Source organism: Hydrogenovibrio kuenenii DSM 12350, from assembly GCF_000526715.1.
Taxonomy (GTDB): domain Bacteria; phylum Pseudomonadota; class Gammaproteobacteria; order Thiomicrospirales; family Thiomicrospiraceae; genus Hydrogenovibrio; species Hydrogenovibrio kuenenii.
This window is the reverse complement of record NZ_JAGP01000001.1, coordinates 1,187,921-1,203,198: the sequence shown is the minus strand read 5'-3', so window position 1 is coordinate 1,203,198 and position 15,278 is coordinate 1,187,921. Positions and strand designations below refer to the sequence as shown.

Sequence of the window (15,278 nt, the reverse complement as noted above, 5' to 3'; positions counted from 1 at the left end):
CATGTTATTAGACGTTAAAGAAATTTTTGAGTATTTACCTCATCGTTACCCATTTTTGCTTGTTGATCGTGTTACAGAGTTTGAATCTGGTGATTATTTGAAGGGATATAAAAACGTCACTTACAATGAACCTCAGTTTACTGGACATTTCCCAGACAACCCAATTATGCCTGGCGTTATGATTATTGAAGCGATGGCTCAATGTACGGGTATCTTGGCATTTAAAACGCAAGAAGTTAAGCCTGACGGTACATCTATGTATTACTTAGCTGCTGTCGATAACTGTCGTTTCAGAAAACCAGCTGTACCAGGTGATAAATTAGAATTTGAAGTCAAAACTGTTAATAACAAAAAAGGCATTTGGAAGTTTGAATGTAAAACTTTTGTAGACGGCAAAATTATTGCCTCTTGTGACATGTTGTGTGCTGAAAGAAAAGTTTGACATTTAAGGAAGTAGATTTTGATTCACCCAACTGCAATTATCGATGAAACAGTAACCATTGAAGAAGGTGTTTCTGTGGGGGCTTACGCCGTCATCCAGGGGGATGTTTTTATCGGTAAAAACACTGTTATTGAACCCCATGTTGTTATATCCGGACCAACAAAGATTGGTGAGGGTAATCATTTCTTTCAATTTTGTTCGATTGGTGCAGCCCCCCAAGATAAAAAATATAACAATGAACCAACCAAGTTGACGATAGGGGATAACAATACCTTTCGAGAAAATGTAACAGTGAATCGAGGCACGATTCAGGATCGTGGTGAGACTAGCATTGGTAATGATAATTGGGTGATGGCTGGTGTTCATATAGCGCATGATTGTATTGTCGGTAACAATATAATTCTTGCAAATGCTTCGGCATTGGCTGGTCATGTAACTGTAAATGACTGGGCGATTCTGGGTGGTTATACGCTTGTACATCAATTTTGTCATATTGGCGAACATAGCTTTTGTGGTATGGGCAGTGTTGTTAATCAGGATGTACCTAATTTTGTTACTGTTTCTGGAAACCTTGCCGGGCCTAGAGGTCTCAATGTTGAAGGTTTAAAGCGTAGAGGTTTTTCTCGCGAACAAGTTAACCTGGTTAAGAAAGCATACCGTGCTTTATATCGTACAGGATATAGACTTGAGGAAGCCATTAAGGAAATTGAATGCATTAATGATGACAAAAATACGCTTTTATCTTTAATTCAATTTTTGAAAAACTCATCCCGTGGTATCGTTAGATAAATTTCACAATACTCCTCCTGTCTTCGCAATGATAGCAGGAGAAGCTTCTGGAGATCTGCTCGCTGCAGATCTTATCAAATCGCTTAAATATCGTTATCCTAATGCTAAATTTGTAGGTATAGGTGGCCCTAAGATGATTTCTGAAGGGTTTGAAACCTTGTTTCCTATGGAAAAGCTATCTGTTATGGGTATTTTTGAGGTAATTAAGCATTTACCAGAACTATTGAAGATACGAAAGAAAGTTATTAATAGCTTGTTAAAAATTAAGCCAGATGCTTTTATCGGTATTGATGCTCCTGATTTTAACTTTAAAGTTGAAGAAGTTCTTAAGAAGCATAGTATTAAAACTATCCATTATGTAGGACCATCCGTTTGGGCGTGGCGAGAGAAGCGTTTAAATAAAATCAAACAGCAAGTGGATGGCGTGTTGGTTTTATTTCCTTTTGAAACACCTTATTACGACAAATATGACATACCTGTAAAATTTGTAGGTCATCCTTTAGCCAATAAAATTCCTGAAAAGCCGAATAAAACTCATGTTAGAGCTCAGTTAGGTCTTCCTGTTGATGCATCTATTACAGGATTGATGCCAGGCTCTAGAATGGCTGAAATTAATGCTATGGCAGATGTATATATTCAAGCGGCGACTATTCTTGCGCAAATTTATCCTGAGATGATTTTTGTAGTTCCTTGTGTTCATGACAGAGCCAAGCAAAGAATGCAACAGGCAGTGAGTGCGTTTGGAGAGGGGCTAAAGGTTTATTTATTTGACCGTCAAGCAGATAAGGTTATCGAAGCTTCAGATCAATTGATTGTTACTTCAGGTACAGCGACGTTAGAAGTTGCTCTTTATAAGAAGCCACTTGTTTTATCTATAAAAGTTCATCCAATCTCGTATTGGATAATGAAGGCTCTCGCTACTACGCAATGGATAGGTTTACCGAATATTCTGGCAAAGGAAACGCTTGTTCCTGAACTTATCCAAGAGCAAGCAATACCTGAAAATATTGCACAAGCTTTAGGTGCTTTAATTTCAACGCCAAGTTTAAGAAAAAAGCAAATACAGGCATTTGAACAGCAGTATATACAACTCAAACAAAACGCATCAGAACTTGCAGCCGATGCTATAGAAGAATGGTCTGGTTTACAGAGAGAAAGGTGATGGATGCTTTCAAGGACTTTGTTTTAGATAGACCTTTGGAACGATTGGTAGGTGTTGATGAGGTTGGGAGAGGACCTTTGGTTGGAAATGTAGTTGCAGCTGCGGTTATCTTACCTGAAGACTGCGATATTCCTCTGATGGACTCTAAAAAATTGTCTGAAAAAAAACTTAAAGAATTATCCGAAGAGATTAAGTTGGTTGCTATTGATTACTCAATTGGGTTTGCGACACCTGAAGAAATAGATGAACTAAACATCCTTCATGCAACAATGCTGGCCATGAAAAGAGCCGTTGATGGTATTCATAAGCACTTTGAAAAAGTTTTGGTAGATGGAAATCGGTGTCCAAATATATCTCATGAATGTGAAGCTGTTGTAAAAGGGGATGCAAAAGTTTCTTGTATCAGTGCCGCCTCAATATTGGCAAAAGTTGCCAGAGATGAGGAAATGATTGCGTTAGATAAAGTTTATCCTCAATATGGTTATGCCAGACATAAAGGCTATCCAACTAAAGCACACTTACAAGCAATCGAAATGTTTGGTTTAATAGACGGGTATCGATACTCGTTTAAACCTGTAAGACTTATCAGTGAAAGAAGCTAATTTTTACCTGCTTGCTTCCTACGCATTTTTTGTTAATCTAATAACATGCTTCTTCATAAACTCCAAGGGTGGATAAGATGACTACAACATTAGAACAGGTTGAAAAAACAGCACAACTAAGTAAAAACAATCAGCTTAGTTTAATGATTTTTCAAGTTCAGTTTCCCAAGCAAGACTACGAACCACCCTATTATGGTATGAATGTTTTTAAAGTCAGGGAAGTTCTGGAAGCTAGAGCATTTGAAGTATCTGAAATGCCAGATGCAAACCCATTGATCGAAGGGATGATTGAGCTTCGTGGTGTATATCTGCCTGTAGTAGATTTGCCTAAATGGATGGGCTTTGATATGACGGAAGAAGAAAAGCAGAAGTCTATCATTATCGTATCTGATTTTAGTCATAACTTTGTCGGCTTGAGAGTCGCCCACATTCATGGTGTGGAAGAAAAGAATTGGTCAGATATTAAGCCAGCATCTAACTACAATGTTAATGTTAATACCAACCAGGTTATTAATCACACCTACTTAGAAAATAGCGAGCAACTTTGCTTTATTTTAGACATTGAGAAGTTGTTGATTGAAGCCATGCCAAGTATGGCTGAGAAAATATTCTCTTCAGCTAAGTCAGTTGGAGAAAGCTCGTATAATTTTTGTGAAAAAGTTAAAAATGGAACTATTTTGTTTGCTGAAGACAGTAAGGCGATACAAAAATATATGGGAATGGTTTTTGATCAGTTGGGACTGAAGTATCAAGCTTTTGATAATGGACGTTTGTTGTTGAACTACTTAGATGAGCTTGAAGATGTTAGTGATGTGTCTATCATTTTTACAGACTTAGAAATGCCTGTTGCTTCAGGGCATACTGTTATAAAAGAAATAAGGTCGCATAAGAAAACCAGTGGATTGCCAATTATTGTACATACATCAATGACCAGTGAAAATAACAGTCGTGAAGTCATTGCAATGGGAGCGGACTTTTTTGTAGGTAAAGTCGATACCTCTTTGATTGTTGAAACAATCAAGAAAGTGGAAGAAAAATACTATAGTTAAAATCTGCCAGGCTGGGGGTAGTAGGTATAAAAAAAGGCACTGATCAGGTGCCTTTTTTGTAACAGTTTTAAGCTGTTGTCTTAACGTTGACGCGCTTTAAAACGAGGGTTTGTTTTGTTGATAACATAAACTTTCCCGCGACGTCTAACAATTTGGCAGTCTTTATGACGTGTTTTTGCTGATTTTAATGATGATAAAATTTTCATAGCTAGATATCCAATACTAATAGTTTAATGTCTTAATGCTAAGACTTTCAAATTTGAAAGTGCGAATTTTACGGATTTTGGCGGAAATGTCTAGTTTTATCATTGGATTTTGATTAGAATCCGGCAAAAAGTATACGTTTATCTGTAAAAAGTCATCTTTTACTATGATATCGTAAAAATTAACACTTCATTCAACTCAAGAGTTATCCCTTGTCCTTAGTAACCGAAACACAAGAACTGCTAACAAATGATACAAAACTCAAAAAATTAATTGATGATTTTGAAGTGCGATCTTCTCAACTGGACATGTCATTGGCGATTGCGCAGTGCATCGAAGATAAAGAGGTATTATTAGCCGAGGCTGGAACGGGAACAGGTAAAACTTTTGCCTACTTAATCCCCGCGTTGCTATCGGGTAAAAAAATTATCATTTCGACGGCGACAAAAAACTTACAGGAACAGCTACTTTCAAAAGACCTACCTTTAATCAAAAAACTCTGCGGCTTTAAAGGGAAAATAAAACTTCTGAAGGGACGAGAAAATTATATCTGCCCTCAACGGCTGGACATTGCTGAAACAACAGAACAAAACTCTCGATCGGTTTGGCAAAAACTGTCTCAAATTCACGATTGGATGGATAAAACCCATGTTGGGGATAAGTCGGAACTGAAGTCTCTTGATGAAAATGATCCTATTTGGCATAAGGTGTGTGCTCGTTTGGAATTTTGTCAGGCCAATGGTTGTCATGCCGATTCTGACTGCTTTTATCCGAAAGTAAAACAGGATGCAGTTGAGTCAGATGTATTGGTTGTTAACCACCATCTTTTTTGTGCTGATTTAGCACTAAGAGAAAATGGCTTTGGTGAAGTGTTGCCGGAAGCAGATGTCTATATCTTTGATGAAGCACACCAATTACCAGACATTGCCGCACAGTTTCTAGGTTTTACGCTGAGTCGAGGGCAATTGGATGAATTGGCTCGAGATATTCGAAATGCGATAACTCAGGAAGCAAAAGAATCTGCAGATTTAATTGATGCGGTAAAACAATTAGAGCTAGAAGTGCAAAACTTTAACAAGACACTTGGTAAATGGGAAAAACGCTGGAACTGGGAAGCTTTTTCATCACAATCAAAATCGATGGATGCGCTAGATTTAGTGCTAACCAGCCTGCAAAAGTTAGAAGAAGGTTTGAAACCATTTGTTGATAGAGGAAAGTCCATTGCAGCTGTTCAAAAAAGAGCCCATGATATTGCGGCACAACTCAAACGTTGGTTAATGTCACAGTCTCAAAATGAGGTTCGTTGGGTGGATTCATCTCAGGCAAGATTTAGGCTTAACTTTACTCCGATGAGTGTTGCTGAACCGTTTAGCAAACAAAGAGATCTTTTGGGTGGCGCCTGGATATTTACCTCGGCAACTTTAAGTGTGAATAATCAATTTGACTATTTCGCTCAGCGTCTTGGCTTAGAAGACTGCCATGCTAAGCAATGGGATAGTCCCTTCGATTATTTACAACAAGGCCTGGTATATCATCCTGTTGGTTTGCCGGAACCTAAATCTCCAGACTATATTAAAATCTGTCTGCGTGCTATTTGGCCTCTGCTGCAAGTGAGCCAAGGAAGTGCATTTCTTCTTTTTACAAGTCATAGAGCTTTATTAGAAGCGAGCACCATTTTGAAGGATCATTGGCATGGTCAATTGTTTGTTCAAGGAGATGCCCCTAAACATGAATTGCTGAACCAGTTTCGAGAAGCAGATCAAGCTGTTCTGTTGGGTACCAGTAGTTTTTGGGAAGGAGTGGATGTAAAGGGGAATGACCTAAAACTTGTCATGATAGACCGTATTCCTTTTATTCCTCCTGATGACCCAGTGGTACAAGCGAGAGAGTCTGCGCTAAAACAAAAGGGTTTAAATGCCTTTTATGCGTTTCAGATTCCAGAAGCCATAATAGCGCTCAAACAGGGAACGGGGCGTTTGATTCGCTCGACTGAAGATAAAGGGGTGCTGGTTTTATGTGACCCAAGAATCATGACAAAATCTTATGGAAAAACGATAATAAACAGTTTGCCTGGTTTTAAATGGGTGTATGAACCAAGTGAAGCTAAACAATTATTGAACAGCATGTTGGAAAACAAATGACAGATGTAAAAGAGCTGAAAATATTAGCCGTTGATACGTCAACACAAGCCTGCTCAGTGAGCCTAAAAATTGGTGAAAACAGTATTACCGAATTTGCGCTAACACCACAAACACATGCAAATCATGTTTTGTCGATGGTGGATAAGGCTTTGTCTAAAGCAAAACTCTCAGGTGTTGATGTTGATTATTTGGCCTTAAGCGAAGGACCTGGCGCTTTTACAGGAGTTAGAATTGCTGCAGGTGTTGTTCAGGGGCTTGCGTTTGGTTGGAATAAACCTGTTATTTCCATTTCAACTTTAGAGGCTCTGGCTTGGCCAATGGCAAAAGAGGTGAGTTCTTCACCTGTCGTGGCTTGTTTAGATGCTCGAATGAATGAACTTTATATTCAAGTATGTCTTGTACAGAATGGCGTGCTGACGTCAGAACCCCCTCAACTACTATCTGAGCCAGATGCTATTACGCTATGCAAAAAGAAGGGTATAGATATGGCAACAGGTGATATAGAAAAAGAATTTCCAGAACTGGTTTCAATTTTTAATCAATGGCAGGGCGGGGTACCAAGTGCGGAAAATGTTGCAATCATTGCTTCACAAAGAATTGCACAAGCTAAAAGTGTTTTGGAGGTTGTTCCTACACCTGTATACCTTAGAAATAATATAGCCAAAAAGTCAAAATGACTTTTTCGTTTAGTGTGTTTAAATTATCTCGCAGGTTTGTCCATACTTTGGTTTATGGCTTAATTTATAATATATTTATTTAGTTCAGCTCCTGATGTGGAGCTGAACTTAACAAATGCAGACGTTACTTAAATATAAGAAGAAAATTATGAAAAAGTTTATATTATTCGGCTTGTTGACAGCGTTGTTGACGGCCGTTTCTTCGGCTTATGCCCAACGCTTTAAGCCAAACGACACTATCTTAGTGGCATTCCCTGCAAACAATATTAAAGACGATGCTTATATCGTGGGTGTTGTACGGAAAATAACGCCGAATGGGAATTATCAAATAGCTGTCCAGGATTTTGTTCAAGGTCATGATTACGGAATTTCCTGTCAACCAATCGCTGTTAATGACAAGGGACTGGACACAGGGCAGTCCGGGTGGCAAATTTGGGGTAAAGATCATACCAAGCTTCGCACTCAAGGTTTGGACTATGTTGTACCAGCCAAAAGAGTCATGGCTTTACATGCAGGTCAGTTAAACTTTATCGATCGATATAATGTCTATGTCCTTTATTCTCGCTGGAAGTCGAATGCACCGGTTTTATCTATTGATCGCATAAAAACTGCTGAAAACGATGCAAAGATGGCTGGAATATCTCCCATGATTCCTGCTTTAGAAGTCGCAATTCTTGATAGACAAAGTTATTACGATAAAGTTACTGGTATACCCTATCAGCCTGAACAGTCAATTCCTCATCTAATCAAACTGTTTGATTATGTTGGTCAGCAGTTAAAGCAAGACCCTCAACTGAATAAGTTGTGGCGAGCGAAACATAGAGACTGGAAGAAAATTAATTCATCAATGAAAATTTACTTTTTAGTGGATGCGATTGATGAAGCAGTTTCTAATGCAAAAGGGTGCTTATCAGAAGACACTGGAAACGCCGACCCGAAACAATTGAAAAAGTTGGAGTCACAACTTCATGGTTTGGGAGTAAAGATTTAGTAAAGTTTTAAACCTAATCTATTATCTACTTGTGCAGCCATTATTTGGCTGCACATTTTCTTGATAGAGCGGTCTATGTAGATTAATTCGGCAATTTATAGTAGGTTTGATCTAAGTATTGAACCACGTCATCAACTTCATCATCAAACCATCCTACATTAAGGTTTGCATTACAAAACTTAACAGCACGTTTTAAATCTTTAATTGAGTGAATATTCATTCGAATTGTTTTGTCTGTATTGTAGCCAAGTCGTGCATGACACTTCATGCAATTCGCTTCATCATGTAGCTTTTTTCCTGTCATAATGCTTTCATTAGATTGGACTGGTAAGCTCAAGCAACAGACAAGAAGAGTTGTTATTATTTTCCACATGGAGCACCTCACAAGGTAATAATAGATTCCATACCAGTTTACTTGGTTTTTTAGAGTGCTCTATTTCTTTTTTTTTATTTGTTAGATAAGAAAAGCTTATATTATCAATTGGTTTTGTAGGAAGTGTCATGGTTGAACAAACTTATATAAAGGGCAAAGATGCCTGTCTTGAAGATTCTATTTTAAAAATGCACCAATTATTGGAGAAGACAGGTTTTGAGATAGAAGAGGCGTCTTGGTTGAACCCTGTTCCGAATATATATTCTTTACATATAAGGGATAAAAATTGTCCAGCCTTGTTTACCAATGGAAAAGGGGCTAGTAGAAAAGCCTGTTTAGCGAGTGCATTAGGAGAGTTTTTTGAACGCTTAGAAACCAATTACTTTTTTTCTGATTTTTACTTGGAACCTTCGCACCAGAAATCTGATGTCTGGCTGTATTTTCCAAATGAAAAGAGTGTTGATGTAGCAGATTTTAAGAGCTGTTTAACGAGTGAATTATGGCAAATTTATGATCCTTATTCAGAAATGACTGGTGAAGACTTCCTAAGTCTAAATGATAGTTCACAAAAAATAAGATGCTTACCAATGACCCAAGTTTCTTCAGGTCAAACAATTTATTTCCCCATGAATCTATTTAGTAACCTCTATGCAAGTAATGGTCTTTGTGCAGGCAATACCCATATTGAAGCTCAGGTTCAAGGTTTATCAGAAGTGTTTGAACGTTGGGTTAAAAGAATAATTCTTTTAGAAAACATATGCTTACCTGAAGTTCCTGAAGTGATTATTCAGCGTTACCCACAGATTGTGGAAGCCAGAAAGAAGCTTGTTGAGCAAGGGGTTGAGGTGTCGATTAGAGATGCTTCACTTGGTGGGCATTATCCGGTAATGAATGTCACGCTTTTTGAGCAAAAAACAGGGCAGTGTTTTGCTTCTTTTGGCGCACATCCAATTTTTGAGGTAGCTCTAGAAAGAACATTGACAGAATCTTTGCAGGGACGCACTTTATCTAATTTGGATGGGTTTCAAACACCTGTGTTTGATGAACAACTGGTCGCTGATGATGAAAATATTGAAAACCACTTTATTGATTCAAGTGGGTTAATTCATGCCAAATTCATTTCAGATCAATATGACTTTGAGTTTGTGGATTGGGATTTTAACGGCACAACACAAGAGCAATTTGATTTTCTAGTTAAAACCGTTCAAAGCGAAGGGAGTGATGTTTACTTCGCTTCTTATGATCACTTTGGTGTTCCAGCAAGTCGCATTATCGTACCGGGTATGTCAGAAGTATTTCCTTTGCAAGAGCTGGTTGATAATAACCAAAATAGAGGTAGAGAGCTAAGAGAAGCCTTGGATGAACTTGGAGCTAATATGTGTTCTAAGCAATTTGAAAAAATGTTGGATAGTTTACACCAGCTTGGTTTTTCAGATCATCAAGGTGTTGCTAATCTTATCGGACTGCTTCCTGATGGTGATAGTTACTGGAAGAAGTTTAAAGTAGTCGAGTTGGAAATGTGGTGTTTGCTGGCAATACAAGACTATGAACAAGCGCATGAGCGGTTGCAAGACTGTTTCTATTTTGTAGATGATGATGAAATGCAACTCTTGTACAAGGCATTATCATTTGCGCTGGAAATTGTTTTAAACGATGACCTAGATTTTTACAACTTTGAGATGCAAAAGAAACTTTTTGGTAATGATTTGATAGAAAGAGTTTGGCGTTACGTACAAGGAAAAGCTTTTATTGGTGATTTAGCCATTGGAACAAAAGCATTTGAAGAGAGTAAAAGTCATCAAACACTTTTAATGATCTATCAAAAGATTCAGGAAGTGAAAAAGGTTGAAGTAAGTTACTAATGCTAATAAAGAGAAATTCCGTTAAAAATGAAAAATGTTTGTTAAAATACGCGGATTCTATTTGAACTCAAAAGACACCTTGGAAAAAGAATGAAGTTAGATTTTTTGGATTTTGAACAACCGATTGCTGAGCTTGAAGCCAAAATTGATGAATTGCGTCACCTTGATGGTAAAGATATGAATTTAATTCATGAGGTAACGGCGTTGGAAGAAAAAAGTAAGAGTCTAACGGAGTCTATTTTTAGTAAATTGACTGATGTTCAGATTGCTCAGATCGCCAGACATCCTCAGCGTCCACTGTTATTGGACTACATTAAAGAAGTTTTTACAGACTTCACGGAGCTTCATGGTGACCGTGCTTTTGCTGACGATGCAGCTATAGTCGGTGGCTTGGCTCGTATTGATGGTAGAGCCGTTATGGTTATCGGTCAAGAAAAAGGGCGTGATACTAAAGATAAGATTTATCGTAATTTTGGTATGCCTAGACCTGAAGGTTATCGTAAAGCACTTAGACTGATGAAGATGGCAGAACGTTTTGGGTTGCCAATTTTGACTTTTATCGACACTCCGGGTGCTTACCCTGGGATCAATGCTGAGGAGCGTGGCCAGTCTGAAGCGATCGCAAGAAACTTGATTGAAATGTCAGAATTGAAAGTGCCAGTGATCTGTACGGTTATTGGTGAAGGTGGTTCAGGTGGGGCTTTAGCAATCGGTGTTGGTGATGTCACTATGATGATGCAATACAGTACCTATTCAGTTATTTCACCAGAAGGGTGCGCTTCCATTTTATGGAAAGATGCAGCTAATGCTGCAGATGCAGCGTCGGCTTTAGGTATCACTTCTGAAAGATTGAAAGAACTAGGCTTGATCGATATTATCGTTTCAGAGCCACTAGGTGGTGCACATAGAAACCCTCAACAAGCAGCTTTAACCCTAAAACAAGCTTTAATTGATCAGTTGGATTTGATGGAAAATCGTGCGCTTGATCAATTAGTCGATTCTCGTTATCAACGTTACATGAAATACGGTAACTTTGAATTAGCATAGTAGCTGATAATCATGCCATCTAACTCTGTAGAAAAAGCAATAGACTTTTTTTTAGCGGAGTTAGGGGCTCACAAAAAAATTACCGTTGCATTTAGTGGTGGTAAAGATTCTACGGTGTTATTGCACTGTCTTCTCCAAAAAATAAATTCTTCTCGTTTAAACGCGGTTTATATTAATCATCAACTTCAATCTAATTCAGATAGTTGGGGTGTTTTTTGTCGTAAGTTTTGCGAAGAACATAAAGTTCGATTTGAAGAAAAACGGATTGATATCAAAGATACAAGTCGAAAGGGGGTTGAAGCAGTCGCAAGAGAGAAGCGTTATCACGCATTGTTGGCTTCAGTTCCAGAAGATGGCGTCTTAGTTACTGCACATCATTTACAAGATCAAGCAGAAACCATCTTATTTAATTTGTTTCGAGGAACTGGCTTGGCAGGTTTAAGTGCCATGCGTTTTCAAAAAAAACGATTATTCGATAATAAGATTCTCTTACACTGTCGACCATTGTTATCTGTGCGTCTTCCTGAGATAGTCGAATATTTACATCAGTATCAGTTAAATTGGATTGAAGATGAAAGCAACGAAGATGAGCGATTTAGTCGCAACTTTATTCGTAACGCTTTACTACCCCTAGTTACCCAAAAATGGCCTAAATTTGACATTGCTTTATGGCGAATGTCAAACACAGTTTCCGAAGCATTAACCTTGTTGGATGAGTTAGCTGAGCAAGATTTTGCTCAAGTTGAAAGCAGTAGCTTTAGTATCGACTTGGCAAGTGTGGTGAATTTAGATTGGTCTCGACAAAAAAACCTTATTCGGTATTGGGTAAGCCGTTATGTAGAAGGTTTTGAGTTAAATCAGGTACTTTATGACTGGTTAAAAGAAAACATGCATCTAAATAATAGCAACGCACACCCTTCTAGAAAACTTTCTCAAACGAGTCAGATAAGAATTGAAGGCACTAAAATTTATATTTTGAATGATTTTCAAAGTAATTTTTTAATGCGAAGCTTTCCGCACAGCTTCGAAGTAATTCATTTTGATGAGCGCGAGCTTCTTTCTCATGCTGTTGCTAATCATTGGATGCATGAGAGTGTTATTTTTCGTTCTGTAAAAAAAGAAGATTTTGAGAATTTTCCAGGACTAAAAAAATGGCTAAAAGAGAAGAGAGTCGTTTATTGGAATCGTTCTCGATGGCCAGTTGTTGAAATTAATGGAGAAGTCGCTGCGGTGCTTGGATATTTTACGAGTGATAAGTTTAAGCATTAGTTGAAAATTTAGAATCAAATTTTGTCTAATAGTTTGCTGTAAATAGCGATTTAGGCTATAATTTGCTTCCATTCTAGTGGGCAAGTTCTCTTGTCTCAAAACTCAGTTTTTTAACGTCAAAAGTGATTTCATGACTAAATTTATTTTTGTTACTGGCGGTGTGGTTTCTTCCTTAGGAAAGGGTATTGCAGCGGCTTCTTTAGGGTCTCTTCTTGAAGCAAGAGGCTTGCGTGTCAGCATGCTAAAAATGGATCCATATATCAATGTGGACCCTGGAACGATGAGTCCTTTTCAACATGGTGAAGTTTTCGTCACTGATGATGGTGCAGAAACAGATTTGGATTTGGGGCACTATGAACGGTTTGTTCCTCGTCACTTTACTAAAAGAAATAGCTTTTCAACCGGTCAGGTTTACGAAAAAGTTATTCGTAAGGAAAGACGCGGTGATTATTTAGGCGGAACCGTTCAGGTTATTCCGCATATTACGGATGAAATCAAGAGTCGTATTGTAAAGGCTGCTGAGGGTTCAGATGTAGCATTGGTTGAAGTTGGTGGAACAGTAGGGGATATAGAGTCTTTGCCCTTCTTAGAAGCTATTCGACAATTGGGTGTTGAAGTAGGTCGTGATAATGCGTTATTCATGCATTTAACGTTGTTGCCTTATATCGCTGTTGCGGGAGAGGTAAAAACTAAACCAACTCAGCACTCGGTGAAAGAACTTCGCTCAATTGGTATTCAACCTGATGTTTTAATTTGTCGTTCAGAAAGACCTCTTGAAGAATCTGAAAAACGAAAGATTGCATTGTTTACGAATGTAGAAGAAAAAGCAGTTATCAATTCACTTGATGCTCGTACGATTTATGAAGTGCCAAGAATGCTTCACGAGCAAGGTCTTGATGATATCGTCGTGAATCGTTTCCGCTTAGATGTACCACTTGTAGATTTATCTGATTGGGATAATGTAGTTGATGCCCAGTTAAATCCAGTGAAGTCTGTTGAAATAGCGATGGTCGGTAAGTATGTGGATTTGACGGAAGCCTATAAGTCTCTAATTGAAGCATTAACGCACGGCGGCATTCAGTTAAAAACTCAAGTCAATATTCACTATATTGATTCAGAAGAAATCGAACTAAAGGGAACGGAATCCATTAAAAATATGGATGCAATTTTGGTTCCTGGTGGTTTTGGTGAACGTGGAGTTGAAGGGAAAATTTCGGCTATAAAATATGCTCGAGAAAATAAGATTCCTTATTTAGGAATTTGCTTGGGGATGCAAATGGCAGTTGTTGAGTATGCACGTAATGTTGCGGGTTTAACTAATGCGCACAGTACAGAGTTGAATGCTGAAACACCATACCCAGTTGTGGCGTTGATTACTGAATGGACTGATGAGGATGGGAATACTATCCAGCGTGATGAGTCTACCGATTTAGGTGGCACCATGCGTTTAGGCGGGCAAAACTGCATTTTGACTGAAGACAGTAAAATACGTTCTATTTATGGGGAAGATATTATCCGTGAGCGTCATCGTCATCGCTATGAAGTGAATGATGGATATGTCTCTCGTCTTGAAGAAGCAGGGCTTATTATTTCTGGTCGTTCAGAAGATGGTAACCTTGTTGAAACAATTGAAATTGCTGATCACCCTTGGTTTGTGGCTTGCCAGTTCCACCCAGAATTTACTTCAACACCAAGAAGTGGACATCCATTGTTTAGAGCATTTGTTGAAGCTGCTAATGAACACAAGTTGCGAGAGGGCAAATAAATGAATTTATGTGGTTTTGAAGTTGGAATAGAACAACCCTTATTTATCATTGCTGGTCCTTGTGTTATTGAATCTGAACAATTGGCTATTGATACTGCAGGTCAGCTAAAAGAAATGACTGAATCTTTGGGGATGCCTTTCATTTTTAAATCTTCTTACGATAAAGCAAATCGATCATCTACAAAAAGCTTTAGAGGTCTAGGGATTGAAGAGGGTTTGAGAATACTTCAAAAAGTAAAAGATGAAGTTGGTGTACCTGTATTAACGGATGTGCATGAAGATACACCACTTGATGAGGTTGCTTCGGTTGTTGACGTTATGCAAACGCCAGCTTTCTTAGTTAGACAAACGAACTTTATTCAAAATGTTTGTCGTCAAGGAATTCCGGTGAATATTAAAAAAGGCCAGTTCCAAGCACCTTGGGATATGGACCAAGTTGTAGCCAAGGCAAGAGAAGTGGGTAACGAACAAATTATGGTTTGTGATCGTGGTACATCTTTTGGGTATAACACACTTATTTCTGATATGAGAGGCTTGGCCTCTATGCGTCAGACTGGCTGTCCTGTTGTATTTGATGCGACACACTCTGTACAGCAACCAGGTGGACAAGGCACAACTTCTGGCGGGCAAAGAGAGATGGTACCAGTTCTAGCGCGTGCTGCTATTGCAGCTGGAATTTCCGGCGTGTTCATGGAAACACATCCTGACCCTGAAAATGCCTTGTCTGATGGGCCAAACATGTGGCCTCTTGGACGATTGAAGCCTTTATTGGAAACAATGAAACGTCTTGATGATGTGGTTAAAGAACAAGGCTTCATTGAAAACGAATTACTGTAATAACCCCTTGTCACTTTCGTGACATATTGGTTGGCTACAATTATTGAAATTTAAAAGTATTAACGAAA

Annotated in this window: 15 protein-coding genes; 13 read left to right on the top strand and 2 right to left on the bottom strand. The window is 38.4% G+C overall.

The genetic code is table 11. The annotated features are described in order from the left end of the window. Position 1 precedes the first annotated feature (1 nt). From fabZ to N745_RS0105630, 5 genes are all read left to right on the top strand, one after another. Positions 2-442: a 3-hydroxyacyl-ACP dehydratase FabZ gene (gene fabZ, locus N745_RS0105650; protein WP_024851156.1), complete on the top strand. Its 441-nt coding sequence runs from the start codon at positions 2-4 to the stop codon at positions 440-442. A gap of 18 nt (positions 443-460) precedes the next feature. Continuing rightward, positions 461-1,231, top strand: coding sequence for an acyl-ACP--UDP-N-acetylglucosamine O-acyltransferase (gene lpxA / locus N745_RS0105645; RefSeq protein ID WP_024851155.1), 771 nt, complete (start codon positions 461-463; stop codon positions 1,229-1,231). A 28-nt stretch (positions 1,232-1,259) separates the two neighbouring features. Beyond that, positions 1,260-2,393: a lipid-A-disaccharide synthase gene (gene lpxB, locus N745_RS0105640; protein ID WP_024851154.1), complete on the top strand. Its 1,134-nt coding sequence runs from the start codon at positions 1,260-1,262 to the stop codon at positions 2,391-2,393. Further along, positions 2,393-2,995, top strand: coding sequence for a ribonuclease HII (gene rnhB, locus N745_RS0105635; protein WP_024851153.1), 603 nt, complete (start codon positions 2,393-2,395; stop codon positions 2,993-2,995). Before lpxB ends, rnhB begins: the two co-directional genes overlap by 1 nt. Before the next feature lie 77 nt (positions 2,996-3,072). Then, positions 3,073-4,044, top strand: a complete 972-nt coding sequence (locus tag N745_RS0105630; protein ID WP_024851152.1) for a chemotaxis protein CheV — start codon at positions 3,073-3,075, stop codon at positions 4,042-4,044. 80 nt (positions 4,045-4,124) lie between these two features. On the opposite strand, the gene ykgO is transcribed toward N745_RS0105630, so the two are convergent. Continuing rightward, the gene (gene ykgO / locus N745_RS0105625) at positions 4,125-4,250 is read right to left on the bottom strand and encodes a type B 50S ribosomal protein L36 (protein WP_012823010.1); all 126 of its coding nucleotides are present in this window, start codon (positions 4,248-4,250) and stop codon (positions 4,125-4,127) included. A gap of 210 nt (positions 4,251-4,460) precedes the next feature. On the opposite strand from ykgO, the gene N745_RS0105620 reads away from it, so the two are divergent. From N745_RS0105620 to N745_RS0105610, 3 genes are all read left to right on the top strand, one after another. Then, complete coding sequence (locus N745_RS0105620; RefSeq protein ID WP_024851151.1) at positions 4,461-6,389, top strand: ATP-dependent DNA helicase; 1,929 nt, start codon at positions 4,461-4,463, stop codon at positions 6,387-6,389. After that, positions 6,386-7,066 (top strand): tRNA (adenosine(37)-N6)-threonylcarbamoyltransferase complex dimerization subunit type 1 TsaB, encoded by a 681-nt coding sequence (gene tsaB, locus N745_RS0105615; RefSeq protein WP_024851150.1) that lies wholly within the window; start codon positions 6,386-6,388, stop codon positions 7,064-7,066. Before N745_RS0105620 ends, tsaB begins: the two co-directional genes overlap by 4 nt. A gap of 148 nt (positions 7,067-7,214) precedes the next feature. Continuing rightward, positions 7,215-8,057, top strand: coding sequence for a hypothetical protein (locus N745_RS0105610; protein ID WP_024851149.1), 843 nt, complete (start codon positions 7,215-7,217; stop codon positions 8,055-8,057). An 82-nt stretch (positions 8,058-8,139) separates the two neighbouring features. Here the strand turns inward: N745_RS0105610 and N745_RS11750 are convergent, their stop codons facing one another. Continuing rightward, positions 8,140-8,361, bottom strand: a complete 222-nt coding sequence (locus N745_RS11750) for a hypothetical protein (RefSeq protein WP_024851148.1) — start codon at positions 8,359-8,361, stop codon at positions 8,140-8,142. Between the two features lie 197 nt (positions 8,362-8,558). Between N745_RS11750 and ycaO the strand changes: the two genes are divergently transcribed. The 5 genes from ycaO to kdsA all read left to right on the top strand — a co-directional run bounded on the left by ycaO (position 8,559) and on the right by kdsA (position 15,210). Then, positions 8,559-10,292, top strand: a complete 1,734-nt coding sequence (gene ycaO, locus N745_RS0105600) for a 30S ribosomal protein S12 methylthiotransferase accessory factor YcaO (RefSeq protein WP_024851147.1) — start codon at positions 8,559-8,561, stop codon at positions 10,290-10,292. Between the two features lie 90 nt (positions 10,293-10,382). Continuing rightward, positions 10,383-11,339 (top strand): acetyl-CoA carboxylase carboxyltransferase subunit alpha, encoded by a 957-nt coding sequence (locus N745_RS0105595; RefSeq protein WP_024851146.1) that lies wholly within the window; start codon positions 10,383-10,385, stop codon positions 11,337-11,339. A gap of 12 nt (positions 11,340-11,351) precedes the next feature. Then, complete coding sequence (gene tilS, locus N745_RS12255; RefSeq protein ID WP_024851145.1) at positions 11,352-12,608, top strand: tRNA lysidine(34) synthetase TilS; 1,257 nt, start codon at positions 11,352-11,354, stop codon at positions 12,606-12,608. 130 nt (positions 12,609-12,738) lie between these two features. Next, positions 12,739-14,373 (top strand): CTP synthase, encoded by a 1,635-nt coding sequence (locus N745_RS0105585; protein ID WP_024851144.1) that lies wholly within the window; start codon positions 12,739-12,741, stop codon positions 14,371-14,373. Beyond that, positions 14,374-15,210, top strand: a complete 837-nt coding sequence (gene kdsA / locus N745_RS0105580) for a 3-deoxy-8-phosphooctulonate synthase (RefSeq protein WP_024851143.1) — start codon at positions 14,374-14,376, stop codon at positions 15,208-15,210. Positions 15,211-15,278: the final 68 nt, after the last annotated feature.

Coding starts and splice junctions, on each gene's coding strand:
- fabZ (WP_024851156.1), top strand. CDS start 2: ATGTTATTAGACGTTAAAGAAATTTTTGAGTATTTACCTCATCGTTAC.
- lpxB (WP_024851154.1), top strand. CDS start 1,260: ATGATAGCAGGAGAAGCTTCTGGAGATCTGCTCGCTGCAGATCTTATC.
- rnhB (WP_024851153.1), top strand. CDS start 2,393: ATGGATGCTTTCAAGGACTTTGTTTTAGATAGACCTTTGGAACGATTG.
- N745_RS0105630 (WP_024851152.1), top strand. CDS start 3,073: ATGACTACAACATTAGAACAGGTTGAAAAAACAGCACAACTAAGTAAA.
- ykgO (WP_012823010.1), bottom strand. CDS start 4,250: ATGAAAATTTTATCATCATTAAAATCAGCAAAAACACGTCATAAAGAC.
- tsaB (WP_024851150.1), top strand. CDS start 6,386: ATGACAGATGTAAAAGAGCTGAAAATATTAGCCGTTGATACGTCAACA.
- N745_RS0105610 (WP_024851149.1), top strand. CDS start 7,215: ATGAAAAAGTTTATATTATTCGGCTTGTTGACAGCGTTGTTGACGGCC.
- N745_RS11750 (WP_024851148.1), bottom strand. CDS start 8,361: ATGACAGGAAAAAAGCTACATGATGAAGCGAATTGCATGAAGTGTCAT.
- ycaO (WP_024851147.1), top strand. CDS start 8,559: ATGGTTGAACAAACTTATATAAAGGGCAAAGATGCCTGTCTTGAAGAT.
- N745_RS0105595 (WP_024851146.1), top strand. CDS start 10,383: ATGAAGTTAGATTTTTTGGATTTTGAACAACCGATTGCTGAGCTTGAA.
- tilS (WP_024851145.1), top strand. CDS start 11,352: ATGCCATCTAACTCTGTAGAAAAAGCAATAGACTTTTTTTTAGCGGAG.
- N745_RS0105585 (WP_024851144.1), top strand. CDS start 12,739: ATGACTAAATTTATTTTTGTTACTGGCGGTGTGGTTTCTTCCTTAGGA.
- kdsA (WP_024851143.1), top strand. CDS start 14,374: ATGAATTTATGTGGTTTTGAAGTTGGAATAGAACAACCCTTATTTATC.